Genomic DNA, 24,126 nt, shown 5'->3' with positions numbered 1-24,126 from the left:
TCAGTCGTCCTCCCCCACCACGCTCGCGGCGGCGAGCAGTTGATCGTCCAGCCCCGCGCCGAGCAGCGTCGCCGGCACGGCGTCCAGCCACGGATTGGGCCCCAGCCACCAGTCGGCCACACCCCAGGGGTCGGCCGCCGCGCCCAGCATCGCGTTGATGGCGAGCACCAGGGTCCGGGGGCGGCCCTCCCCGTCGAACTGGAACGCGGGCAGCACCTCGGGCCCCTGGGCCGCGCGGAGCCGGATGAGTTCGGGCTGTTCGGGCGCGACGCCGAAGATCTCCGTCAGTTCCATGTCCGTCAGGGCGGGTTCGGCCAGCAGCCGGTCGCGGGCCGAGGCCCACCGCGCCTCGGTCCGCGGTGGGCCGCCCGGGGTCGGCGCGGGTCCGGCCGGAGAGCCCGGGGCGCGGGCCTCGCCGGACGAGGCGCCCGCGACGCCTGGGCCGCCTGGGGCACCTGGGCCGCCTGGCGCGAAGCGTTCCAGCAGGACGTCGTGCGGCGGTCGACGGGTGAGCGACGAGGAGGTGTAGCGCCGCCCCACCGCGCTCCCCTCGTCGTCCGGCAGGGCCGCGCGCAGATGCGCGGCGACGGCGCGTGCGATGCCCCACGCCCGCTGCTCGCCGCCGCCCTCGGCGACGAGGTCGAGCAGAACGTCGAGCTGTTCCCGGTCGGCCGGGGAGAGTTTTTCCCGGATCGACTGCGGTTCCGACACGAGCGCCGCGATTAGTTGCTGCTCGTACTCGTCCATGTTCCCCTCCTGCGATCCGGAATCCGGATTACGGCCGTACGCTAGTGAGCTACGATCCGATTGGCAATTCAGGGGCCGGGACGCTCATTCCCGGGCGCGGGCGGGGGGTTTTCGTGTACACCGAGAATCAGGGTTTCGATGATCGCTCCGATGAATCCGGGATGACGGATCGTTTCGCACGGATCGACGCCGTCGTACAACTCCTCGAAGCCGCCGAGGACGCCCTGGACCAGGAGGACGGGGGGCACCTCGTGGACCTCGTCGACGAGGTGGAGCGGATGCTGGCGGAGCTGTCCGGCACCCCCACCGGCCCGGCCGAACGGCGTCTGCTGCTGGGCATGTCCGCCGACGCGGCCCGCCTCCGCTACGCCCACGGCCAGGCACCGCGGGACCTCGACAACACGATCGCGCGGCTGGAGACCGTCCACTCGCTGACGGTCGAGGCGTGCACGTCCCCGGGGCCGGAGACGCCGCCCGACCACGACGACCTGGTCCTGGTCCGCCGCGAGCTCGCCCTCGACCTCGCGGAACGCTGGCGCACGAGCGAGGACGGCCCCCGGCGGTCGGCCGACGCCGACCGGGTCGTCGACCTGCTCGGCCCGATCCTCGACGGACCGGACGCCCAGTGTCTGCCGGATCCCGCGCAGTGCCGCGCGGTGCTGGGCCTGGTCCTCTCCGACCGTTGCAGGTGCGCCGAACACGACACCCCCGAACGGCTCGCGGACCGCCACGCGGCCGTCGGACATCTGCGGACGGCGCACGACAGCGACGACCTCGACCCGGACCTGCGCCCCGCCGTGGCCTTCGACCTCGCGTTACTGTCCTACCTCGAACTGGGCGACCGCTACCGGGACTCCGCCCACCCGGCCGGGTCCCCGGACCCCGCCTCGGAGTTCGGGGCCCTGCTGACCGTCCTGCGGCCGCTCCTGGCCGACCATGGCCCGGCAGGCGCCGACGCGGCCGAGCTGGGCGCGGACGTGTGCGACGCGCTCACCCGGTACGACAGTGGTCAACGGGCCCAGGCCACCGTCGTGGACTGGTACCGGACGGCCCTCGCCCACCCCGCGCTGCCGGAGGAGGCCGCCCTCCGGATCACGACGAACCTGGGGCTCGCCCTCGCGGAACGCTCCGAGCGCAATCGGAAGGCCCGGCATCCCCACGACCCCGCCCCGGCCACCGACCGCGCCGAGGCGATGGTCCTGTGGGAGGAGGCACGGACCCGGTTCTCCTCCGCCGCGCACCCGGAGGGCCCCGGGCCGGCCCCGGACGCCGCCGAGGCCCAGCAGGGTCTGGTGGCCTGCCTGGCGGGGATCGTCGACCTGCTCTGGATCGACCTGTCGGACGGACTGCTGGACGAGGACGGCACCGGCCGTCTCACCGCCCGGGCCCGCGAACTCGCCTCCCTCATCGGCCCGGACGACACCGACCGGGCCGAACTGGTGCTGAGGACCGCGATCGCCCTGACCCGCCGGGTGATCGACCGCGGCACCCCCGCCTCGTACGCCCTCAGCGGCAACGCCCTCGTGACCGGCGTCGCCGATCCGGCTCTGGCCCTGGACCGCACGCTGCCCCGCGTGGTGGCGGAACTCCGCGAGGCCATCGACCTCCTGCGCACGGGCACCGGTCTCTACCACCACGAGGACGATCTGCATCTGGGCGCCCAGTGTCTGCTGGGCGTCGCGCTGCTCCTCGACTTCGCGTGCGCGCTGCCCCAGGTCCGGCACGCGTCCCTCCGCGACGCCCTGCGCATCCTGCGTGTGGTCCTGGAACGCGCGCCCGCCGACAGCGAGTTCCGCGACGAGTACCTCCACGGGTCCTTCCTGACCGCGATGCTGTACCGCGTCTGGTACACCGACCCGTTCGCCGTCCCCGAGGGCCCCGGCGGGCGACCGCTTCCGGACGTCAGCGGGTTCCCCACCGTCGAGGACGATCTGCACCTGCTGGCCGGGCTGCTGGACGCGGCCGCCCTGGAACGGGAGCCGCACTTCGTCTTCGTGTCCGTCATGGTGAACTTCCTGCGGTCACCGGACGGCAGGCCCTCGACGGCCGACTGCCGTACCTGGTCGGACCAGTTGCTGCGGGCCGCCCCGCTGCTCGAACCCGAGGCATGGGCGCTCAGGGCCATGATGCTGGCGGTCGCGGGCACGCTGGGACTCGTCCTCGTCAAGGAGGGCGAGGCCACAGGGGCGGACCGGGCCGCCGCCACGGCCGCCCTGCGTGAGGCGCAGGGCATGCTGCCGCCCGGCTCAGAGCTGCGCCGGCACATCGACGAGGTGGTGCGGCAGGGCGCGGTGGCCGACTTCCGGGCTCTGCTGGCCACTCTCTTCCCGGCCGCGGCGAACCGTCACCGGACGGCCGGGGCGCAGGCGTCACGGCCGCCGGAGCCCGCCCCCGCGGACCCGCCGGACGACGAGGGCGCGCTCGTCCCGCCCACGATCGACCCCTCCGCGACGGTCCTGCTCGGGGACGGGTCCCCGGACCCCTTCGCCGTGCCCCTCGGCAGGGTCACCGAGATCCTGTCCGGCGACCCGGGGACGGCGAGTCCGGCCGAGGCCGCCGCGCGCTCCCTGGCGCACCACCGCCGCTGGCTGCGGGAGCGGGACGGTCAGGACCTGACCCGGGCCATCGACCTCGTACGGCACGCCCTGACCGCCCTCGGCCCGACCGCCCCCGGCCCGACGGCGCCGGACGACGAACGGCGGGCGGACCCCGCCCCCTCGGCCCTCGCCACGTCCTCGGCCCTCGCCGACCGGTGCGCCGAGTTCCTGGCCCGACTCCTGCTCGACCGGCACGTCCTGCTCGGCGACCACGCCGATCTCGACGCCGCCGTCCACGAGTACGACCTCCTGCTCGACCGCACGCCGGACCACCTCGTCCGGCCGCCGCTGCTCACCCTGCTGGCGGAGGCGGGCGACCCGCGGGTTCCGCCGCACCTGTTCCGGGCCGGAGAGCCGGCGGAGTCCGCCCCCTTCCGGGCGGAGCTGCTGGCGGCCGCCGGGGCGGGTTGGCTGCTGCTCGCGCGCTCCCGGCGACGTCACTCGACGACGCTGGCCGGCGACGCCGTGCGTGCCTGGGAGGAGGCCGGGCGCACCTTGCCCCCGGACCATCCGAGGGTGCCGGCCGTCCGTGCCGAACTGGCGGCCCACGCCCTGCGGCAGGCCCGCGAGGCGGGCGACGCGGCCGCCGCTCGGGCCTCGGCCGACGCGCTCGTCGAGGCCGCCACCACCTGCCCGGCCGGGAGTCCGCACCGCCCCGCGCTGTGCCTGCGCGCGGCGGCGGCCCTCGCGCGGCCGGACGGCGCCGAGGGAGAACCGGCCGCCGCCGACGCGCTCGGCCAGGGCATCGACCTGATGAGGGACGCGGCGGAGCAGGGCCCGCACGAGTTCCACGGGTCGCGCGGGCGGTGCCTGTACGGGCTGGGCAGTCTGCTGCTGGCCCGGCACCTGGCCACGGGGCGGGGGGAGGATCTGACGGAGTCGGTCGCCGTGCTGCGGGAGGCGTGGGTGGTGCTCAACGCGAGCCCCGGCGACCCCTTCGCCATCGCGCTGATCCGGACCATCGCCCTCGCCCACCGCGCCTTCGGCCCGCAGGACGCCGGCCACCGGCGGCAGTCACGGGAGACGGCCCGCTCGGCGCTGACCGCCTACGGCCGCTCCGTCCTGCTGCAGTCGGGCGCGGACCACGGGCTGGAGGCCGCGCGGGCCATCGCGCCCGACATGCTGCGGCTGGTCCGCTGGAGTCTCGCCGACGGCCTGCCCGAGTCGGCCTTCGAAGCGCTCGAACTCGGCCGCGGGCTGGTCCTGAACGCCGCGACGATGAACGTCACCGTCCCCGATCTGCTCCGGGACGCCGGCCGGCACGCGCTCGCCGACGAGTGGGTTCGGGCCGCCGCCGAGGGCGGCCGGCTCAGTGACGTACCGGACGACCTGCGGGGGCGGGTGCTGGAGGCGCTGGCGGGCAGCGCCGCCGAGAAGCGGCTCCTCTCCGCGCCCGGCCCGGCCGGGCTCGGACGGACCCTGCGCCGCCTGGGGACCGATGTGCTGGCCTACCTCGTCCCCGGCGAGGACGGGGCGCCCGGCCAGGCGGTCCTCGTCACGGCGACGGGGACGGTCGGCTCCCTGCGGCTGCCGGGGCTGACCTCCGTGTCCGCCGGCCCCGTCGGCGCGTACGCCGCCTCGCTGGAGGCGTTCCAGAGGGCCGGCCGGCTGGAGCCGCCGGCCCCGCACCACCCGTTGGTCATGCACGAGCTGCACCGCAAGCGGCTGTTGCGCCTGGAGAAGGAGTGGCGGCAGGCGCTGGAGCGGCTGTGCGCGTGGGCCGGTGAGGCCGCGATGGGGCCGCTGCTGGCCGCCGCCGAGTCCAGGTGGCCGGGCCGGCCTCCCCGGATCGTCCTCGCGCCCGTGGGTCCCCTCGGCATCGTCCCCTGGCACGCGGCACGCTGCCCGGCGCCCGCCGCCCCTGCGCCCGGCGGGGCCGACACCGGGGGCGGCGGGGCGGACACGGAGAACAGCGGGCACGTGTGCGAGCGGGCCGTCATCTCCTACTGTGCCAGCGCCCGTCAGCTCATCGAGGTGGCCGCCCGCCCCACGGCCGTCCTGGGCCGGGGCGCCGTGGCCGTCGTCGTGGACCCGGAGGGTTCGGCGACGATGCACCGGGAGGCGGCGCTCGTCGCGTCCCTCCATCCGGAGGTCACCGTGATCGGCGGCACGGGAGAGGACGAGGACACCCCGGCGGGCCCCGGGGGCGGGCGGCCGGCGCCGCTGCCGCCCGAACCCCGGTCGCTGGAACCCTTCCTGCCGGGCCGGGGACCCGCGCCGACCGCGCTCCTGCACGTCAACTGTCACGCGGACACCGGCCCGACCTCCACCGACTCCGTCCTCAAACTGGACGCCACGCACACGGTGTCGGTGCAGGATCTGCTGACCGGCGCCGCCGGCCGTGATCCCCGGATGCCCGGCGGCACGGTCCTGCTCGCCAACTGCACCAGCGACCTGACCCTCAGCGACCACGACGAGGCGCTCACCCTGGCCACGGCCTTCCTGGGCGCGGGCGCCACGGCGGTGGTCGGTTCCCGCTGGGCCGTCGCCGACGACCCCCGGACCACGGTGCTGGTGCTGCTCGTCCACCACCACATGAAACGGGGCGTGCCGCCACGGGACGCCCTGCGCGCGGCCCAGTTGTGGATGCTGGACCCGGACCGGGTCCTGCCGGCCGAGCTGGCGCGGTGCGCGCCGCTGCTCGGGGACACCGCGCACGGCCCGCTGGACGAGCTGGAGGTCTGGGCGTCCTTCACCCATCACGGCCAGTGAGCCCGCCGCCGGGACCCGGCCGGGCGTCCGGCCGCCCTGGGCCTGTCATGGGCCCGAGGTCGTCGACCCCCAGGTCGCGGCGCATGGTGTGGCGCATCTCCGCGAGCAGCGTCCACGCCGACCGCAACTCCGGTTCGAACGCGTCCAGCGCCGTGCCGTCGGCCGACGGACCGGCCAGCGCCTTCTTGAGCACGCCGTAACCGCTGTTGAGCCGACGGCTGACGGTGCCGGCGGCGGCGAGCACGGCCGTCGGCACGACCATCTGGGCCTCGGCGTAGCTCTCCCGGTGAGCGGAGCGGCGGTCCTCCAGCTCCTGCAGACAGGCATCGACGCCGGCGCCCTCCTTGAGCGCGTGCCAGAGGTTGACCTGGGCGGTCTGGTACTGACGGGCGGCGGTGTTGAGCGCGATGCAGCAGGCGCGGCGCAGGTCGAGCAGCTCACGTCCGCGGGCGGCGGACAGCTCGGCCCGGCGCACGCGCTCGGCGTGCGCGCGTTCCTCGCACTGCTGCCGGGCCAGGGCCTGGAGTTCCAGGCGCTTGGTGCGGTCGGCCCGGCTCTGCGTCAGCAGCGCGGCACCCAGTGTGCCCACGACGCCGACCGAGGCGACCGCCAGAGCCACCCACGCGTCCCCCACCCCGTGCCCCTCTGCTGTCCGTGACGGTCAGGTGTCCCCGAGGACGACGACCCTGCGGGGCGTGCCCGTGCCGGCGGTGGCGGTCGGGACGGCGGACCGTCCGGCGGGTACCGCGCGTTCGCGGCCCCAGGCGCGGATCTCCTCGATCTGCTCGGGGTTGCTGCGGCTGAGGGGTGCGGTGTTGGCGAAGGTGTCCTCGACGAACGCGGGGTCCAGCCGGTCCGCGCCGCCGCCCAGCAGGACCTCGGCGCCGACGTCGTGGAGGGCCGACTCGATGTCGGAGCCGGCGAAACCCTCGGAGAGTTCCACCAGGCGGTCGAGCTGGTCCGGGTGGGGCTCGGCCTTGACGTAGCGCCGGTAGTAGAGGGTGATGATCTCCCGGCGGTCCTGGTCGTCCGGCAGGTCCACGAAGAACAGCTCGTCGAAGCGCCCCTTGCGCAGCAGTTCGGGCGGCAGGCTGCGTACGTCGTTGGCGGTGGCGACCACGAAGACGCGGGAGTCCGACTCCTGCAGCCAGAACAGGAACTGTCCGATGATGCGCTGCTGGACGCCGGAGCTGTCGTGGGCGCCGGCCAGTCCCTTCTCGATCTCGTCGATCCACAGGATGCACGGCGCGACCCGGTCGGCGGCGTCGAGCGCCTCCCGCATCCGCCCCTCGGACTCGCCCAGGTAGCGGCCGTGGATGCTGGCCATGTCCAGCCGGTAGAGCGGCAGTTGCCACTGCTGGGCGATGGCCTTGGCCGACAGGGACTTGCCGCAGCCGGGCACACCGACGAGCAGGACACCGCGGGGCGGGCGCAGTTGGGTGCCGCGCAGGTCGGTGTGGATGAGCCGGTGTTTGCGCTCCAGCCAGCCGCGCAGGTTGGTGAGTCCGCCGACGGAGTAGTCGACGTCCTTGCGGGCGACCCGTTCCAGACCGGCGAGGTTGTTGAAGATGCGGTCCTTGGAACTGGCCAGGGCCAGCACGTCGGCGGCTTCCACCGATCCCTTGGCGATGAGGGTGGCCAGGAGGTTCACCGCCTCGCCCTCGGTCACTCCCTGGAGGAACTCGGCGGCCCGGCGGGCGTCGTGCTCGGTCCAGGCGATGGCGACCATGCCCCGGTGGTCGCCGAGGAAGCCGCTGATGGTCGCGTACATCTCGTCGGCGTTCGGCAGGTCGAGCTGCAGGCTCATGCCCAGGCGTTGCAGGCCGCTCCAGATGGGGTTGTCCGTGATGAGGACGACGCATCCGGAGTGGGTGTCGGCGATCCTGGCGAGTTCGGCGACGTTACGGGTGAAGGGGGTGTCGGACTCCAGCTCCCCGGGGTCGACAAGGACGAGTGTGGCGTGCGGGCGGGCGGCGAACTGGGCGGCGGCGAAGTCCATGGCGCCGGTCAGCGAACGGTCGTCGAGGACGGCCGCTCCCGACCGCAGGTCGCGCAGCCCGGTGGCTCTGGTGTGGATCCAGAACTGCTGACCGGAGCGCCTGGGCTGGTTCGCGACCTCCTTGAGCATGCGCAGGGCGCGGGCCTGTTCGATGGTGCGCAGCCCGACGACGGGCACCCGCGCGGTGAGGTAGTTGTCCAGGTCACGCTTGCTGTCGGAGTAGTTCGACATGTGGGTTCTCCGTGGTGCCGTCAGTCGGGGGTGACGATGCGACGTCCGCCGGTCGGCTCGTACCAGCCGACGGGGGGCGGGCCGGATGGCTCGGCCAGCACCGCGGTGAGGGGGTTGTCGCGCAGAGTGCGACGCCGCGTCTCGACGGCGTGGGGGTCCGCGCCCTCCGCGAGCAGTGACCGCACTCCACGTTCGAGTTCCTCCTGCAGACGGCGGGTGTGCTCGTCCATGAGGCCCGCCATGCGTTGGCGGAAGTCGGCGGGCAGGCTGGTGTGGGTGATGACGGCGCGGACGGAGCGCAGGACGTCGCGGCCCCGGGTGAGGGCGCGCCCGACGGAGAACTCGTCGGTGGCGTCGTTCACCTCGCGGACCATCAGGTCGAGTCCGCTCTGCAGTCGACGGTCGACCGCGGCGGCGATGCGTGTCAGCAGCCGCTGCCAGGTGTCGGCCGGCAGGCTGTCGGCGGACAGCGGCGGCAGGTGCAGGGGATCGGTCCGGTCGCCGTCGGCCCACCGGTCCAGGGTGCGGGCCCAGACCTGGTAGTCGCTGTCGCCTCCCCACCGGGCGCGGTTCACAGGTCCCTCGACGGTCGGCGCACGAGTTGTTCCCCGGGCGGCAGGGGGTCCCAGGCCGGGAGGTCGGTCACGGTCCGCCGCAGTCGTCGGGTGACGGGGTCGGGCGCGGCCGTCCCCGGATGCGGCGCGGCCGTGGCCCAGGGGGCGGGTGCGGCGGGCGGTGTCGACGGTACGGACCCCGGGGTGCTGTCGGCGTCTCGCTGACCGGGCACGGCGGGGGGCTCCTGCGGTAGGGGAGGCGCCGCGAACGGCCGCAGGTGCTCCGGGATCTCGGGCCTGAGCCAGGGGGGCGTCGAGTCCGGGGCGAAGGGGAGGTCGTCGCTCATGGTCGTTTTTCCTCTCGGCCGTCTCAGTCGCCGGCGCCGACGACGCGGCCCTCGAAGGGGGAGGGCGCGTGGGCGGCGGTGTTCAGGGAGGCGATGAACTGGCGGGCCTCGGCCTCCACGAAGTCGGCCGCCCAGTACTGCTGTTGCCAGTCGGTGAGTTCGGCGTGCGCGCCCCTGAGCCGGTCGAGGGTCTCCCGCATGTGCCGCCCGAGCAGTTCGCGGGCCTGTTCCTGTGCGGTGCGCGCGGCGTCGGCGCGGTTGTACAGCACGACCCCCCAGATCCCTCCGACGGCGATGGCCGCGACGACGGCGAACCCGACGTGGACCCCTAGGAAGATCACGAGGATCGCGGTGACCGCGGCGCCGAGGAGGGCGAGGGAGGATCTGTAGTCGTAGGCGAGGGACTTGACGTACATCTCGACATAGCCGCTCCAGTGCCGGGTCAGGGACTCCTCCAGGTCCGGAAGGTCGTCGGTGAGCGGCTTGGTCCAGGTGGTGAGCTTGAAGCGCTGGGTGCCGTGGCTGACGCCGAAGCTGTTGGCGAGGGAGATCTCGATCTTGGGTGGGACGGCGGCCCGGTAGTCGCGGCTGAACCCGGCGTGCGCCTGCGCGAACCACTCCTGGCACGACGCGACGGCGAGGCGCTGGGCCGCGGGCGAGGCGCCCACGGCCGCGGGGTCGAGGGCCGCGACCGACTGCACACTCAGGTAGTTGCGGGTCTCCTCCAGCGCCTCGGACCGCATGTCCGCTTCCTTGCGCGCGGCCTCCTCGTCGCCCTCGTGGCGCACGATGGCCTCGTTGAGCATCAGTTCGCGCTGGAGGGGGAGTTCCTCCTCGTCCGAGTTGCGGACCAGGTTGTCCAGGATGTCGTCGACGGTGTCCTCCAGGTTGTGGGCCGGGAGGATCTCGCTCTCCATGAGGGTGCGGAACCGGTTCAGAAGCGCCTCGTGCGCGCGGGCGCGGGCGAGGACGTCGTCGAGCGCCGGCCACTGGGGGCACACCTCGGCCAGGCGCGGGAAGTCGTCGGTGGCCGACGGGGCGCGCAGGGAGTCGATCTCCTGCCGCCAGCGTCCCGCCTGGGCCGCGCGTACGGTGTCGTCGTCGAGCAGGCGCTGCCGCCACTCCTCCAGGGTCCGGGCGAGGAGCTGACGGCCCGGGGGTCCGAAGGCGCCCTGGGAGACGCACTCCAGGATGACCTGGAACTCGCGGCCGAGCGCGCGCGGGTCCTGCTCCTCCAGATAGTGCCGCAGCCAGCGTACGGAGGCCTCCTGGCGCCCCTGCCGGCGGAGGATCAGCGCGTAGAAGAGGGAGGTCTTCGACGTCGAACGCCGGAAGGCCTCCTCCACCGCCCGGGCGCACAGCGCCTCGTCGTCACCGGCCCAGGCCGCCAGCCCGACCAGGGCGGGTGCCAGCCAGTAGCGAGGCGTCTGGATCATCAGCTCCTCGCTGACCTGCCGGACCGTCTCCTCCTGCACGAGGCCGATGTCGAACGCCTGGAGGATGCCGGTCGCGGTACGGCGGACCACCTTGTGGTGCCCGTAACCGTGCTCCAGCTCGTCGTTGATCCGGACGATCCGCACCTCCGCGCGCTGGGCGGCGGCGATGCGCTCGGTTCTCCCGACGAACTCCAGGAACTTGTCGTAGAGGACCTCCAGGCGGTCCTTGGTCTGTGCCTGGACGGCCTTGACGTCGCGGACCTCACCGTCCACCTGCTCGATCTGGCCGCCGAGCGTGCGGACGGAGCGTTGCAGCTGGCGCTCCAGGTTGTCGATGCTCCTGACGATCGGGCCGAGGTTGATCTCGCTCACGCGTGTCTCCGTTCGTGCCGTTCCGTGCCGTGCGGTGCCCTGTGCCGTGCGTGCCCTGCGTGCCGTGCTGGTCCGGTGGGTCGTGGTCGCCGTGTCAGGGCCTGACCACACCGCCGTCGGGCAGCACGGGCAGGACCAGCCCGTCCGCGTACACCTCGACGAACGCGTACGCGCCCGAACGGGCCAGCATCCGGGCGGCGTCGAACGGCGGCGGCATCACGTCGTGTGCCGCGCAGTGGCCCAGAATGCGTCCGTCGAGGCCGAGTCGGTGGTCCACGTAGGGGGAGCCGAGCAGGCACTGCGCGACGAAGCCCAGCGGGATCGGCGCTCCGCGGGAGGCGTACTGCTCGTGCAGCCAGGAGGCGATGTCCTGGAGTGCGGCGTCGTCCACCGCGGCGTCCAACCGGCGCAGCCGTCCCAGGAGTTCGGGCGTCCGCGGGGCGAACAGCTGTCGTGTGCCGACGGGTCCGGTCGCCTGCGGCGCGGCGATCCGTAGGGCGTCGGGCGGGACGGACGTGCCCGGAGGCACGACGATGCGGCGAGGCCGCTCAACGGATCCCATGAATGCCCCCTGCTGACATGGACCGACCTACGTCTCGTCGGTGACGCGCTGTATCCGAAGGGTATTGACGCCCCAGCAACAGCGCCTAAGTTGAGCGACATCTATCGACAATGACCGTTTACTACCCGGATAAGTACCGGATAACTACCGGTTGCCGCCCCGGCCTTCGTCTCGCGCCGCGCGGCAGGTGCCTGGGGTGTCAGTCCAGGACGAGCTGGTCGGCCAGGCGATGGGCCTGGGCCAGCAGCGTTCCGTAGGTCACGAGCGCGTCGGGGTCGTCGGCGACGGCACCCGGCAGCCGTCGGCGGAACTCGTCGAGCGTGCGGTGGAGTTGCCCGACCGCCTCGCGCAGCTCCGCCGCGGCGGAGTCGTCGTGCTCGCCCGGGGCGAAGCGGGTCCGGTCGTAGAGCCGGACGGCATGTGCGGTGCGGCGCAGGAAGTCCGCGTAGGGGTGGGCGATCGCCCTGGCCGGCCGGGCCGCCTGCCCGCCGTCCGCGGTCTCCCACACGATCCGGGTCACGCCCGCGGTGTGCACGGCGACGTGGTCGAGCACGACCAGCGCGTCGGCGTACGCCTCGTCGGGGGGAACGACGCCGTGCCTGCGGCGGCCCCGGGGGTTGACGCGCATGCTCTCCCGGTTCCAGTCGATCGCCGACCTCGCCTGGTCGACCAGTCGGCCCAGGCGCAGCGCGCGTTCGTGCCACTCCCCCGCCTGACGCCCGTCCCACTCCCCGGCGGCCAGCCCCTCCGCCACGGCGTCCAGGATCTCCCCGGCCTCGCGGGCGGCGTCCCGCAGCGCGGCGCGGGTGTCGCGCAGATACACGGGCGGCCGGATCAGCGCGTTGACCGCGACGCCGACCACCGCGCCGAAGACCGCCTCCGCGATCCGGGCCGCCGAGGCGGCGACCGTGACCTGACCGCCGGTCAGCACGAAGAGCGCGCCGGTGGCGGCGTAGACGCCCTGGCTGCCCAGCCGTTGCCACTGCCCCAGCAGCAGCACGGTCGGCAGGACCAGGGCCATCGTGACCAGCGTGGTGTCCAGCACCAGGGCCACCCCCGTGGCCACCACCGTGCCCGCCGCGATCGCCGCGAGCTGCTGCAGCCCGTGCGCGAGCGACCGGTAGACCGTCGACTCCACCAGGACGACCGCCACCCAGGGCGCCACGAACGCCATCGGGGCCGCGAGCCACCAGCCCGCCACCGCCCACGCCACCCAGGCGGCCAGCGCCGCCTTTCCGGCCTGCATGACCAGATCCCGTTCACGGCCCGGCTCCGCCCACGCCCGCCACAACGTCTGTACGGCGGCCGCAGCGCGCCGCCGTACCTCCCGTACCGCCCCGTCAGTGCACTTCATGGCACACCAAGTGCCACGGCAGCGGCGGGACGCACCTCCCGACCGGGACTTCTCGCCGACCGGACACCGCACGGCCGCCCGCGGGGCCGGACGGCCCGGCCCTCGACGTGGCATGTCCGCCGCCCCGACGGGCACGCGAGACGTGACGGCACCGGCGAAAGGCACCAGGACACCGCTCGACGAGGCCGACCGGCACATGCCGCCCGACGGCCTGGCCCACATCGGCAGCGAGGCACCCCTGGGCCGCACGGCCCGGACCGGAGGAGATCGCGCCGACCTACGTCTGTCCGGCCTCCGACGCCGACTTCAGCTGTACGGTCGGTGAGGTCATCGCCGTGACCGGCGGCATCGTCGACACCCGATGACCGGTGCCTCGCGGCCTGGGCCCCGCGCCGCGACAGCGCCGGCGGGCGTCATCCGCCCCGCTCCCGTCGGAGCGCGCTGCCGCGGCGGCCCTCCGCGCGGCTCGCGTGCGAGGCTGGACCTGAAGGTGGTCCCGACAGGGTGACGATCGAACGGAGGACGGTGTGGACTGGGATCGGTTCGCACGGCAGATGGCGTCGATGGCCCGGGATCTCCTGGCGCAGCATTCGGTGGATGCCACGCTGGAGCGGATCACCGCCTCAGCCACCGAACTGGTGGAGGGCTGTGACGCGGCCGGCGTACTCGTACTGCACGGCACGACGGTGGAGTCGCTCGCCCCCACCGAGCAGCTGGTCGTCGACAGCGACCGTCTGCAGGAACGGCTGAGGGAAGGGCCGTGTTTCGACGCCGCCCGCACCTCCGAGGGCGAGCGGGTCTTCCGTATCTTCGACCTCTCCGCCGAGCACCCGCGCTGGCCCGGCTACGCCCCGCAGGCCCGTCGGCTCGGTGTGGGCAGCATGATGGGCTTCCTGCTGTTCACCGAGGACGAGGACCTCGGCGCGCTGAACCTCTACTCCCGCGAGCCCGGTGCCTTCACCGAGACCAGCGAGGTGGCGGGCTGGCTGCTGGCCTCGCACGCGGCGGTCGCCTTCTCCAGTGCCCGCACCAACGCGCAGATGGAGCAGGCCGTCGCCACCCGCCATCTGATCGGCGAGGCCATGGGCATCCTCATGGGCAGCCTCCATGTCAGCGAGGAGGAGGCGTTCGACGTCCTGCGCCGCTTCTCCCAGGAGAACAACATCAAGCTCCGGGAGGTGGCCCGGCGCATCTGTGCGCGGGGCACGCTCTGAGGCCCGCACAGGGGACGGCTCCTCCGGCACGCTGTCTGAACCAGAGAAGCCTGACCGAACCGGCCCCCAGGGGAACGTCGCCGTATCCGGTCTTCCTCTCAAGTCCCCCCGCCCCGCCTCCCCACACTTCTCCTGCCCCCGAAGGAGTCGTGACGTGGCCGGCAGGAGCGGAGTCGGACGGGGAGGATGTGCACCAGGCCACCGGGAGGAGGTGCACCAGGTCACCGGGATTGGGCATCGACCCGGCCGCCGTCGTCGAGGCGAGGACGCCGCACTGAGGGGTCCGCCGCACGGGCGGACCCGCGGCCTCGGACCTCGACCTCAGCCCTCTTCCTCCACGGGGAGGCGGCCGCCGAACGGTCCGGCGCGGTGCGAGTCGACCCGGGCGAGCAGCGCCAGCAGGGAGGCCACCGTCAGCCCGGCCTCCGCGGGGTGCCGCAGCTCCCTGCCCGTCTGGATCTGGTAGGTGTTGCCGCGCCCCTCGCGGGTGTGGGAGAGGAAGCCGCTCCGTTCGAGATCGGCGATGATCTTCTGGACGGCGCGCTCCGTGAGCCTGCACCGCGCGGCGATGTCACGGACGCGCATGGTCTGGTCCTCGGCGATGGCGGCCAGCACCCGTGCGTGGTTCGTGACGAACGTCCATCCCGCGTGCGCTTCCGGTGCTCCTGCCATGGTCCTCATCTTACGCCTTTCAATTCACGCTTCTGAATACCTGAATCCAAATTCCTGTATCTCTTGACGTGTGTTCGCGGGTGGAGTGACTCTGGTACCGGGAGAACCCTCAGGAGCGTCCCGAAGGAGAGAGGGCCATGTCGGAGCCCGCGCACTCGGTGCGGTCCGCAAGCGCCGGCGCCGTCGGCTGCGCGACAATGGCCGGACCCCCCGACGGGCGGCCGACTCCGACACTCAGCCTGCACAGCCATCAGGACGGCGACCGGGTGGTCGTCACGGTGCGTGGTGACCTGGAACTCGCCACGGACGAGCAGTTGCGGCGCGGTCTGCGTGACTCGCTCGCCCGTTCCACCCATGGCATCGACCTCGACCTCGGCGAGGTCGGGTTCTGCGACTGCTCCGGGCTCAACGCCCTGCTCGGCATCCGCCAGGAGGCCCTGGACCACGCGAAGACCGCCACCATCCGCACCATCAGCCGGGCGGCCCAGCGGGTGTTCTCGCTCACCGACACCCTGTCCCTGTTCCTCCCTCCGGCCGCCCCGGACCACGTGGATCACGTCGATCACCTCAGCGACGGCTCGCGCACGGAGGCCACGGCACTCCCGGCCGAGCCGAGAGGGCCGGACCCCAGGGTGGAGATCGTGCAGTTGCGGCGGGCGCTGGAAACCCGCGACACCATCGACCTGGCTCGCGGCATCCTCATGGCCGCCTTCGCCCTGAGCCCCGATGAGGCCTGGCACGCCCTGGTCCGGACCTCCCAGAACACCAACACCAAGCTGCACCTGACCGCCCGGCAACTCGTGGACTCCTGCACGGGCACCCCCGTGCCCCCGTGCACACGGGAACGGCTGTCCGCCGCCGTCGCGCAGGTCACCGCCGAACGCGCCGAGCGGGCCCTCCCCCCGGAGTGACCCGGGCGCCTCTCCCTCTCTTACACCCGGCGACGTCGGGTACCCGGACGGCGCAGACAGCGCGCACCCGACGTCCGGAGACACCTTGAAGGCACTGGTCATCAGCGAGATCGCCGGTGCGTCGACGTGCATCGGCGTGCGCCGGCCCGCGTCGGTCGCACGACCCGGGCCCCGCCGGGCTCATGACACCTCCGCGGCCGACGCCCCGCCCACGACCACGAGCCACACACACGCGCCACGCACCCACGCACCCACGCACCCACGACGCGAAGAAAGGCCGTCCCGATGAGCGACGACGAGCGGCAGAACCCGGTCGAGCGGCACCCCCGGCCCGACTTTCCGCAGCAGGACCAGGGGCATCCCGGATGGACCGGCGCCATGGACCCGCCCCCGGACCACGGGGAGGACTCCTACCGAGGCAGCGGGCTGCTCAAGGACCGCAAGGCGGTCCTGACCGGCGGTGACTCCGGGATCGGCCGCGCGGTGGCCCTGGCGTACGCCCGGGAGGGCGCGGACGTCCTGTTCACCCATCTGCCGGAGGAGGCCGAGGACGCCCGGGAGACGTCCCGGCTGGTCGAGGACGCCGGACGGAAGGCGATCGCCGTCCCCTGCGACATTCGCGACGAGGAGCAGTGCCGCGCCCTGATCGAGCGGGCGGTCGCCGAGTTCGGCCGGATCGACGTGCTGATCAACAACGCCGCCTACCAGATGTCCCAGCCGGACGGCATCGGGGCCATCTCGACGGAGCAGTTCGACCGGGTCGTACGGACGAACCTCTACGGCATGTTCTGGCTGTGCCGGGCGGCCCTGCCGCACATCCCGCCGGGCGGGTCGATCATCAACACCACGTCCGTGCAGGCGTACAAGCCGAGCCCGCACCTCCTCGACTACGCCATGACCAAGGGCGCGATCGTCACGTTCACCCAGGGGCTCGCGCAGATGGTCGCCGCGGACGGGGTCCGGGTGAACGCGGTGGCGCCGGGGCCCGTGTGGACGCCGCTGATCCCGGCGACGCTCCCCGACACCCAGGAGTTCGGCAAGCAGGCCCCGCTGGGACGGCCCGCCCAGCCGGCCGAGATGGCGCCCGCCTATGTCTTCCTCGCCTCCGAGCGGGCGAGCTTCATCACGGCGGAGATCCTCAACGCCACCGGCGGCACTCCCCTGCCCTGACGCATCGAGGGGCGGCGCGCCCGGCCCCGCCGTTTGGGCACCCGGGTGCCGGGAACCCGGGGACGCGAACAACACAAGGAAGCGAGAAGCAGCGACACGGGTTCGGAAAGAAGATGAGACGTCGTGAGCACGCACACCGTCGAGAAGCTCGTCGTCCGGGAGAGCGGCTGGGCCAAGGCCCGGCGTCGGCGCGGGAAGGGTGTGCGGATGTGCCTTCCCGCCCTCCCCGACAGTGACGGCACCCGCGTGCCGGAGGCCGGGGCGGACGCGCACATCGTCCGGGGTGACGACTGACCGGCGGGCAGGAGCGAGGGGCCGGTGGGAAACGGCTGGAACTGTTCCCACCGGCCCCTCGCGGTTCCGGTACCGCGGCCGCCGGGGCGGTACAGGCCTCAGTAGTCCTCAGTCGTCCTCAGTCGTCCTTGCCGCGGCCGGTGAGCGCGTCGCGCAGGCGGTCCACGAGGCCCATGCCGGGGGCGAGCAGCTTGTTGGCCGGCGGGGTGTCGGGGGCCGACGGGTGGGGGCGGGTCGGCGCCGTCTTCTTGGCCCTGCGGACCTTCTCGCCGAGGCTGTTCAGCGCCTCCTCGGAGCAGGACGCGCGCAGCCGGGGGAAGAGGTTGCTCTCCTCGTCCTGGATGTGCGACCTGATCTCGGTCATGAGCTGGGTGATCAGCAGGTCGAAGTCCGCGTCGTCGGCCTCGCACCCCTCCAGGGCCTTCATGGTGCGTTCGGCCTCGGCGTGTTCCTCCAGTTCCCGGTCGGCGATCGTGTCGCCGTCCGGGACGTGTTCCCGGACGGCCGGGTAGAGGTAGGCCTCCTCGGCGACCGAGTGACGCACCAGTTCGATGGTGACCTTGTCCGCGTACTCCTTGCGCCGGGGGTCCCCGGACGGCAGTGCCTCGATCTCGCCGAACATCTCCTCCACTTCCCCGTGGTCCGTGGTCAGTTCGGCGATGACGTCTCCACCGTGTCCCATGTCCTGTCGCTCCTGTCCTGAGTACGACGCATCAGCATCCGCATGCGCATGCGTACCCGTCGGCCCGGTCGGTCTTTCGGTGCGGCGCCGAGTACCCGCGAACGGCCCAGCCACGCGGTTTCCGAGCCGAGGATGATCGCGGGGTACGAAAGGCGGACGTGGGCCGCGGGGCCGTCGGGCCGTGTTCGACACCCCCCTGGGCGCCCGCGACAGGTCCGGCACAGGCATGCGCGAGCACTTCCGTGAACGGCCGCTCGATCATCCCCGGACCGGCCCTGCTAGCCTCCGGGCGCACCCCGGGCCTCGGCCGGACGACCACCGGCACGGCTTCGCCCGCACTCTGGAAGGGCTCCTCACCGCGATGCTGCACGGCACCCGTCCGACGACGGCGCCCCTCGGCCGGAACGACCGTCTGCGCCGGTTCGGGTACGCCGGACGTCCCCGGAGCGACACCCGTGACCGCCTGGTCCCGCCCTTCCCCGAGCCGGCCGGCGGACCCTGGGAGCGGATGGGGCTGGGCCCGGCGCAGGCGCACCGCGTCGCGAAGGCGATGGAGTGGCTGGGGCCGCTGTTCGTCGCCCTGCTGGCCGGAGCGACGCGCTTCTGGCGTCTCGACCGGCCGCACGAACTCGCCTTCGACGAGACCTACTACGCCAAGGACGCCTGGTCCCTGCTGCGGCTCGGCTACGAGGGCACCTGGCCGGACCGCAAGGTCGCCGACCCGCAGATCCTGGCCGACCCCCAGGTGATCACGCTCTCGGACACGGGGAGCTTCGTCGCGCATCCGCCGACGGGCAAGTGGGTCATCGCGGTCGGCGAGTGGATGTTCGGTCTCGACCCGTTCGGCTGGCGTTTCATGACGGCCGTCCTCGGCACGCTGTCGGTCCTGATGCTGTGCCGGATCGGACGCCGCCTGTTCCGTTCGACGTTCCTGGGCTGTCTGGCCGGCGCGCTGATGGCGGTGGACGGTCTGCACTACGTGATGAGCCGTACCGCCCTGCTGGACCTGGTCGTCATGTTCTTCGTCCTGGCGGCCTTCGGGTGCCTGCTGATCGACCGGGACCACGCCCGCGCCCGGCTCGCCGCGGCGCTGCCCCTCGACGAGGAGGGGCACGCCGGCCCGGACGCGGACACCGGCGACCGCGCCGGGACGGGATGGCGTCCGTGGCGGCTCGCGGCCGGCCTCTGCCTGGGTCTGGCCGCCTCCACCAAGTGGAACGGCCTGTACTTCCTGGCCTTCTTCATGGTCCTGACCCTGCTGTGGGACGTCGGCGCCCGCCGGGTCGCGGGGGCCCGCCGTCCCTACCGGGCGGTGCTGCGCAGGGATCTCGGCCGGTCGGTCCTCTCCCTCGCCCCGGTCGCCGTGGTGACCTATGTGGCGACGTGGACGGGCTGGTTCGCGTCCGACGGTGGGTACGGGCGGCACTGGGCGGACGGCCGCGGCGGCGTCTGGTCGTGGATACCGGCGCCGCTGCGCAGCCTGTGGCACTACGAGTCGGCTGTGTACCGGTTCAACGTGGATCTGGACGCGTTCCACAAGTACGAGTCCAATCCGTGGAGTTGGCTGGTCCTCGGCCGTCCCGTGCTGTTCTCCTACCAGTCCCCCGAACCCGGGGAGGCGGGCTGTCACGCGCTCACCGGCTGCTCCCAGGCCGTCGTCGCCCTGGGGACGCCGATGCTGTGGTGGTCGGCGGTCTGCGCCCTGGTGTACCTGCTCTTTCGGTGGGCCCTGCGCCGCGACTGGCGCGCGGGCGCCGTCCTGTGCGCCGTGGGCGCGGGCTATCTGCCGTGGTTCCTGTACCAGGACCGCACGACCTTCTCGTTCTACGCCGTGGTGTTCGTGCCCTATCTCTGTCTGGCGGTGGCGATGACGCTGGGTGCCCTGCTGGGCCCGCCGGGCGCCGGCGCCGACCGCCGCCACCGGGGCGCGGTGGCGGCGGGCACGCTGGTCCTGCTGATCGTCTGGAACTTCATCTACTTCTTCCCGATCTACACGGGAAGCACGATCCCGTATCCCGACTGGCAGACCCGCATGTGGCTCCCCACCTGGATCTGACCGGGCGTGCGCGGGGCCCGCTACCGCCTCGGGCCCGCGAACGCGTACGCCGCCGTGCCGGTGAGCGCTAGGGTCAGGGCCGTCCAGGTGGCCGCCTGGGTGCCGGGCGGGAGGAGCATCCAGCTCGCCACCCGCGTCGGCAGGCCGGTCGGGGGCGGGGCCAGGACCGCGTAGGAGAGCCAGGCGAGGGGCGGGGTCCACGCGTACTGCGCCCCCCACAGCACCGCGCCGAGGGCGGCCAGGCCCGTCAGACCGGCGCTGTCGCGGACGACGAACGCGGTGGTGACCCAGGAGTCCTCGCCCGTCGTCCGCGCCGTGAGGAGCGCGGCGCCCGCGACCACGGCGATGAGCAGGACGTGCGCCGCCCGGCGGAACCGCCAGGAGATCGCGGCCGTGCGGTCCAGCGCGAGGTCCTGGCCGCCGAGCCCGATCGAGGCGGCCACCACCCAGGCGACGAGGACGAACACGGGCCCCTTCGCATCGCCCGGCGCCCCGCCGCCGTCCCGGGCGAAGGTCCACACGAGCACGGTGGCGATCACCACCGCGGCGAGGGAGACCGGCACCTGCCGGGAGCGGGCGTACAGCGTCAGCCATCTCACCGGGACGTACCGCCGTCCAGGATGTCGAGCGGGTCGCCCGCGCAGGAGACGGCGGCGGTGTGCGCCGCTTTGACGCGTGCGACCTGTTCGGACCACGGCAGCGCCTTGAGTTCCCGCAACACCGGGCGGGCCTCCTTGAGTTGGTCGCTCGCCGCGTGCATGGCTCCGTCGAACGGCTTCAGGTCCCCGAGGACCCAGCCCGCCGCGACGCCCTGTGCGACGATCTCGCCCAGCGTGCCGCTCTCGTTGGCGCTGCGGGCGAAGCAGATCGGGATCATGCCCTGGCCGAGCAGGGCCCGGGTCAGGTCCTCGCCCTCGGCGTCGGCGAACACGCTGTCGTCGAAGTCGACGAGCACGGCCGTGCGGGACCGCTCCGGCGGGTCGAAGAGCGACCGCTGGGCGGTGCTCTCCCGGACCGACGTCGGTGCCTCGCCGCCGAGGGCGCGTCGCAGCAGGGTGAGCGACTTCTTCCCGGGCCCCGCGAGACCGGCGAGGTGATCCTCGTGCGCCTTCGCCACACACACCGGGCCGTCGCACACGGAGGCCACGGCGGCCTCGTCGACGACGTACGCCCGGCGCGGGTCCGCGGGAAACAGCAGCAGGGCGATCACCGCGCCCGCGAGGACGGGTGCCAGAGCGAACAGGCGGGTGCGCCGGGTCGCGGCGAGCAACAGCGCGAGGCCGCTCGCGGCCATGCCGAGCAGCCAGATCGTCTGGCCCAGGTGCACGGGGGCGGAGAGCGTGAGGAAGACGTCGCGCACGTCCTCCACCGCCGGTGACAGCAGCGTGGCCCGGTTCGGCGCCGCGGCGCCCGGTTCCATCGTGTCGGTCGAGATCCGCAGGAGGTTGAGGAACACGAACGCGGCCACGGCCAGGGCGGGCGGGGTCAGCGGGGAGGGAAGGCTGCGCCCGATCCCCATGCCGAGGAAGGCCCCCGCGAGGAGAGCGAGTCCGGCGACGAGCGAGATCGGCAGCCAGCCGAGGTGCGTGTACGAGGTGTCGCCGACCAGTTGGACCGCGCCCTGGAGGACGACGAGCGTGAAGGCCGAGGTCAGCGTGATCGCCGTCGCGCCCGCGGTCGTCGCCGCCCGGTGCCGGGCGGGACGTGGTGTGCTGGTCAGCAGCTCGGCCATCGTCGAACGGTGGTCGCGCAGCCCCTGGAGCGCGCCGAGCGCCAGGGCGAGCGGCCACAGGAGGATCAGCAGGGAGCGGGTCCACAGGGCCATGGAGGTCCACTGGGCCGTCCACATCGCCGAGCCCTTCCACCACGGGCCGCTCAGCAGGTACAGGAACGCCAGGGCGACGATCAGGGTCACCGCGCCGGCCCAGGGGGCGACGGAACGTCTCAACTCGATGCGCAGGACACGGGTGTTCACCAGGTGCCCCTTTCCTGCCGGGGGTCGAGCAGCAGCGCCGAGTAGCCACGCTCCAGGGGGCTGTCCCCCACGTGCTCGGGTCCGCCGGCCGCGGCCAGTTCGTCCGGGGTGCCCTGGAAGACCAGCCGGCCCTCGGCGAAGAGCACCACGTCGGTGCAGGCGGCGGCGACGTCCTCCACCAGGTGGGTCGAGACGACCACACAGGTGTCCGTGCCCAGTTCCTGCAACAGCCGGCGGAAGCGCAGCCTTTGGGCCGGGTCCAGGCCGGCCGTCGGCTCGTCGAGGAGCAGGACCGCCGGCTCGTTGACGATGGCCTGGGCGATTCCGACGCGCCGCACCATGCCGCCCGACAGGGCCTTCATCCGCTCGTCGGCGCGGTCCGCGAGGCCGACCCGTTCGATCGCCCGCTGCACCGCCGCGGGGATGTCCGCCTTGGGGACCTCCTTCAGCCAGGCCATGTACTCGACGAACTCGCGTACCGTGAAGCGTTTGTAGTAGCCGAACTCCTGCGGCAGATAGCCGATCCGGCGGCGCAGGGCCCGGTGTTCGCCGAGGCCGCCGACGGACTCGCCGAACAGTTCCAGGGTGCCCCCGGCGGGGCGCAGTACGGTGGCCAGCGCCCGGATGAGGGTGGTCTTGCCGGCCCCGTTGGGTCCGAGCAGGCCGTGCACGCCGGTGCCGAGCGACAGGTCGAGCCCGTCGACGGCCATCCGCTTCCGGCCGGCCCGCACCTTCAGCCCTGTGGCCCGGATCTCCCAGGCGTAGGCGGTCGGTGCGAGATCGGCCGCGCTCACCGCGGACATCATGTGCTGTTCCTTCCGGTCGGTCATCGATGGGCTCCCAGTACGGAGTACGCGCCCCTGCGGGCGATCACGACACCGATACCGAGGGTGAGGACCAGTCCCCACACGGGCAGACCGGCGCTCTGCAGAGCCACGGGTGTACGGCTGGTGGCCAGGGCCGGTGCCACGACCACGGCCGCCCACACCGCGACCAGCGCCACGGCGGCCCGGGTCACGCCGAAGACTCCGCCGAGCGCCAGGGTGGTCGAGGTGAACGCCAGTGAGGGCAGCAGCCACTGGGCCGCCGACACCCCCGTCAGGCCGCCGCCCGCCAGCAGTGCGGGGATGACGACGGCGAGCACGGACGTGGTGCGCCGCAGCACCAGCGGGAGCCCGGCCCTGGGCACGGAGGCCGTCAGCTCGTACGCCGGGTCCAGACCGCGCGACCACGACGCCGCGACGCCCAGCACGGGCAGGACGGGGGCGAGCAGCAGTACCGGCGACACCTGACCGGGGCCGGAGCCGGTGTCGGCGATGTCGAGCAGCAGCGCGAGCAGGGTCACGGTCATGACCATGGCCAGCCACGGCACCATCGTGGGCGTCAGCCACCTCGACAGCCGCGCCGACCAGCGACGGCGGGCGGGCATGGGGGCCGTGGCGGCCAGCCGGGGTTCGAGGTCGGCCCAGACGGTGCCGACCATCGCCGTCACGGCGGGCGCGGTCGCCGAGACGGCGGCCGACAGCCGGTCACGGCAGTTCCGGCACTTCTCCAGATGGGCCTCCAGGGCCCACACCTCGTCGGCGGCGATGTCCATGTCGCCGCGCGCGTAGCCGTCGATGATCCGCGTCGACGCGTGTTCCACGCTCATGCCAGGGCCCTCCGCATCTCGGTCCGGGCCCGGCGGGCGCGGGTCTTGACCGTGCCCTCGGGCACGCCGAGCAGGACCGAGGTCTCCCGGACGGACAGCCCGTCCAGCACCATGGCCTGCAGTACTTGTCTGAGTTCGGGCGCGAGGCGCCGCAGCGCGTCCCCGACGTCACCGCCGACGGTCGCCGCGAGCGCCTCCTCCTCGGCGGCGGGCGCCACGGGCTGCCCGGCGGCCGCGGGCGGCGGTTCGGCGTGATGGGCCCGGCGGCGGAACGCGTCGACGAGACGGCGTGCGGCGATGGTCCACAGCCAGCCGACGGCGGTCCCGCCGACCGCGGCCCCGGTGAAAGCGCCGGCCGCGCGCCACACCGCCAGGTACGTCTCCTGCATGACCTCGGCGACGATCTGCTCGTCCGCGCAGCGGCGCCGCAGACGCACCGCGAGCCATGGCGCGGTGCGCCGGTACAACTCCTCGAACGCCGCGCGGTCGCCTCTGGCCACCAGCCGGACGAGGCGCTCCTCGTCCGGCTCACCCGGTGTCTTCCTGACTGATCTCACACCCGCTAGACGCGGGGCCCGCGCGACGGGTTT

21 protein-coding genes are annotated in these 24,126 nt (G+C 73.3%); 6 read left to right on the top strand and 15 right to left on the bottom strand.

The genetic code is table 11. From position 1 onward, the window contains the following. A complete protein-coding gene (locus ACWCRJ_RS05040) occupies positions 1-747 on the bottom strand; it encodes a DUF3168 domain-containing protein (RefSeq protein WP_450937962.1) in 747 nt (248 codons plus the stop codon). 161 nt (positions 748-908) lie between these two features. Here ACWCRJ_RS05040 and ACWCRJ_RS05035 point away from each other — a divergent pair, with 161 nt between their 5' ends. Continuing rightward, on the top strand, positions 909-6,056 hold the full coding sequence (locus tag ACWCRJ_RS05035; protein WP_450937961.1) for a CHAT domain-containing protein: 5,148 nt from the start codon (positions 909-911) through the stop codon (positions 6,054-6,056). Here ACWCRJ_RS05035 and ACWCRJ_RS05030 read toward each other — a convergent pair. The 7 genes from ACWCRJ_RS05030 to ACWCRJ_RS05000 form a co-directional block, all read right to left on the bottom strand. Next, a complete protein-coding gene (locus tag ACWCRJ_RS05030) occupies positions 6,037-6,690 on the bottom strand; it encodes a hypothetical protein (protein ID WP_450937960.1) in 654 nt (217 codons plus the stop codon). The genes ACWCRJ_RS05035 and ACWCRJ_RS05030 overlap by 20 nt on opposite strands. Before the next feature lie 27 nt (positions 6,691-6,717). Beyond that, positions 6,718-8,286 (bottom strand): AAA family ATPase, encoded by a 1,569-nt coding sequence (locus ACWCRJ_RS05025; RefSeq protein ID WP_450937959.1) that lies wholly within the window; start codon positions 8,284-8,286, stop codon positions 6,718-6,720. A 20-nt stretch (positions 8,287-8,306) separates the two neighbouring features. Further along, on the bottom strand, positions 8,307-8,861 hold the full coding sequence (locus tag ACWCRJ_RS05020) for a hypothetical protein (protein WP_450937958.1): 555 nt from the start codon (positions 8,859-8,861) through the stop codon (positions 8,307-8,309). Further along, positions 8,858-9,187 (bottom strand): hypothetical protein, encoded by a 330-nt coding sequence (locus ACWCRJ_RS05015; protein WP_450937957.1) that lies wholly within the window; start codon positions 9,185-9,187, stop codon positions 8,858-8,860. The genes ACWCRJ_RS05020 and ACWCRJ_RS05015 overlap by 4 nt, the downstream gene beginning before the upstream one ends. 23 nt (positions 9,188-9,210) lie before the next feature. Then, the gene (locus ACWCRJ_RS05010; RefSeq protein WP_450937956.1) at positions 9,211-10,995 is read right to left on the bottom strand and encodes a hypothetical protein; all 1,785 of its coding nucleotides are present in this window, start codon (positions 10,993-10,995) and stop codon (positions 9,211-9,213) included. 94 nt (positions 10,996-11,089) lie between these two features. Further along, complete coding sequence (locus ACWCRJ_RS05005) at positions 11,090-11,557, bottom strand: hypothetical protein (RefSeq protein ID WP_450937955.1); 468 nt, start codon at positions 11,555-11,557, stop codon at positions 11,090-11,092. Positions 11,558-11,756: 199 nt separating this feature from the next. After that, on the bottom strand, positions 11,757-12,911 hold the full coding sequence (locus ACWCRJ_RS05000; protein ID WP_450937954.1) for an aromatic acid exporter family protein: 1,155 nt from the start codon (positions 12,909-12,911) through the stop codon (positions 11,757-11,759). A gap of 527 nt (positions 12,912-13,438) precedes the next feature. On the opposite strand from ACWCRJ_RS05000, the gene ACWCRJ_RS04995 reads away from it, so the two are divergent. Continuing rightward, the gene (locus tag ACWCRJ_RS04995) at positions 13,439-14,125 is read left to right on the top strand and encodes a GAF and ANTAR domain-containing protein (RefSeq protein ID WP_450937953.1); all 687 of its coding nucleotides are present in this window, start codon (positions 13,439-13,441) and stop codon (positions 14,123-14,125) included. A gap of 321 nt (positions 14,126-14,446) precedes the next feature. Here ACWCRJ_RS04995 and ACWCRJ_RS04990 read toward each other — a convergent pair whose 3' ends face one another. Continuing rightward, positions 14,447-14,797, bottom strand: coding sequence for a helix-turn-helix transcriptional regulator (locus tag ACWCRJ_RS04990; protein WP_450937952.1), 351 nt, complete (start codon positions 14,795-14,797; stop codon positions 14,447-14,449). Positions 14,798-14,934: 137 nt separating this feature from the next. On the opposite strand from ACWCRJ_RS04990, the gene ACWCRJ_RS04985 reads away from it, so the two are divergent. The 3 genes from ACWCRJ_RS04985 (at position 14,935) to ACWCRJ_RS04975 (ending at position 17,172) form a co-directional block, all read left to right on the top strand. Next, a complete protein-coding gene (locus ACWCRJ_RS04985) occupies positions 14,935-15,708 on the top strand; it encodes an ANTAR domain-containing protein (protein WP_450937951.1) in 774 nt (257 codons plus the stop codon). Positions 15,709-15,993: 285 nt separating this feature from the next. Further along, positions 15,994-16,878, top strand: a complete 885-nt coding sequence (locus ACWCRJ_RS04980; RefSeq protein ID WP_450937950.1) for an SDR family oxidoreductase — start codon at positions 15,994-15,996, stop codon at positions 16,876-16,878. 123 nt (positions 16,879-17,001) lie between these two features. Further along, positions 17,002-17,172 (top strand): hypothetical protein, encoded by a 171-nt coding sequence (locus tag ACWCRJ_RS04975; RefSeq protein ID WP_450937949.1) that lies wholly within the window; start codon positions 17,002-17,004, stop codon positions 17,170-17,172. 118 nt (positions 17,173-17,290) lie between these two features. On the opposite strand, the gene ACWCRJ_RS04970 is transcribed toward ACWCRJ_RS04975, so the two are convergent. After that, positions 17,291-17,854 (bottom strand): hemerythrin domain-containing protein, encoded by a 564-nt coding sequence (locus ACWCRJ_RS04970; RefSeq protein ID WP_450937948.1) that lies wholly within the window; start codon positions 17,852-17,854, stop codon positions 17,291-17,293. A gap of 361 nt (positions 17,855-18,215) precedes the next feature. Here ACWCRJ_RS04970 and ACWCRJ_RS04965 point away from each other — a divergent pair, with 361 nt between their 5' ends. Further along, entirely contained in the window at positions 18,216-19,910 is a 1,695-nt protein-coding gene (locus tag ACWCRJ_RS04965; RefSeq protein WP_450938157.1) for a dolichyl-phosphate-mannose--protein mannosyltransferase, read from the top strand. Between the two features lie 20 nt (positions 19,911-19,930). Here the strand turns inward: ACWCRJ_RS04965 and ACWCRJ_RS04960 are convergent, their stop codons facing one another. From ACWCRJ_RS04960 to ACWCRJ_RS04940, 5 genes are read right to left on the bottom strand one after another with little or no spacing between them, the layout of a single operon-like run. Next, complete coding sequence (locus ACWCRJ_RS04960) at positions 19,931-20,509, bottom strand: hypothetical protein (RefSeq protein ID WP_450937947.1); 579 nt, start codon at positions 20,507-20,509, stop codon at positions 19,931-19,933. Further along, positions 20,506-21,885, bottom strand: a complete 1,380-nt coding sequence (locus ACWCRJ_RS04955; protein ID WP_450937946.1) for a hypothetical protein — start codon at positions 21,883-21,885, stop codon at positions 20,506-20,508. The genes ACWCRJ_RS04960 and ACWCRJ_RS04955 overlap by 4 nt, the downstream gene beginning before the upstream one ends. Next, complete coding sequence (locus ACWCRJ_RS04950) at positions 21,882-22,715, bottom strand: ABC transporter ATP-binding protein (RefSeq protein ID WP_450937945.1); 834 nt, start codon at positions 22,713-22,715, stop codon at positions 21,882-21,884. Before ACWCRJ_RS04950 ends, ACWCRJ_RS04955 begins: the two co-directional genes overlap by 4 nt. Further along, positions 22,712-23,536 carry a zf-HC2 domain-containing protein gene (locus ACWCRJ_RS04945; protein ID WP_450937944.1) on the bottom strand — a complete coding sequence of 275 codons (825 nt, stop codon included), beginning with the start codon at positions 23,534-23,536 and terminating at the stop codon, positions 22,712-22,714. The genes ACWCRJ_RS04950 and ACWCRJ_RS04945 overlap by 4 nt, the downstream gene beginning before the upstream one ends. Then, complete coding sequence (locus ACWCRJ_RS04940; protein WP_450938156.1) at positions 23,533-24,036, bottom strand: RNA polymerase sigma factor; 504 nt, start codon at positions 24,034-24,036, stop codon at positions 23,533-23,535. The genes ACWCRJ_RS04945 and ACWCRJ_RS04940 overlap by 4 nt, the downstream gene beginning before the upstream one ends. Positions 24,037-24,126: the final 90 nt, after the last annotated feature.

The organism is Streptomyces sp. NPDC002324, assembly GCF_053593335.1.
The sequence above is the reverse complement of the archived record's forward strand: the minus strand, read 5'-3'. Positions and strand labels throughout refer to the sequence as shown.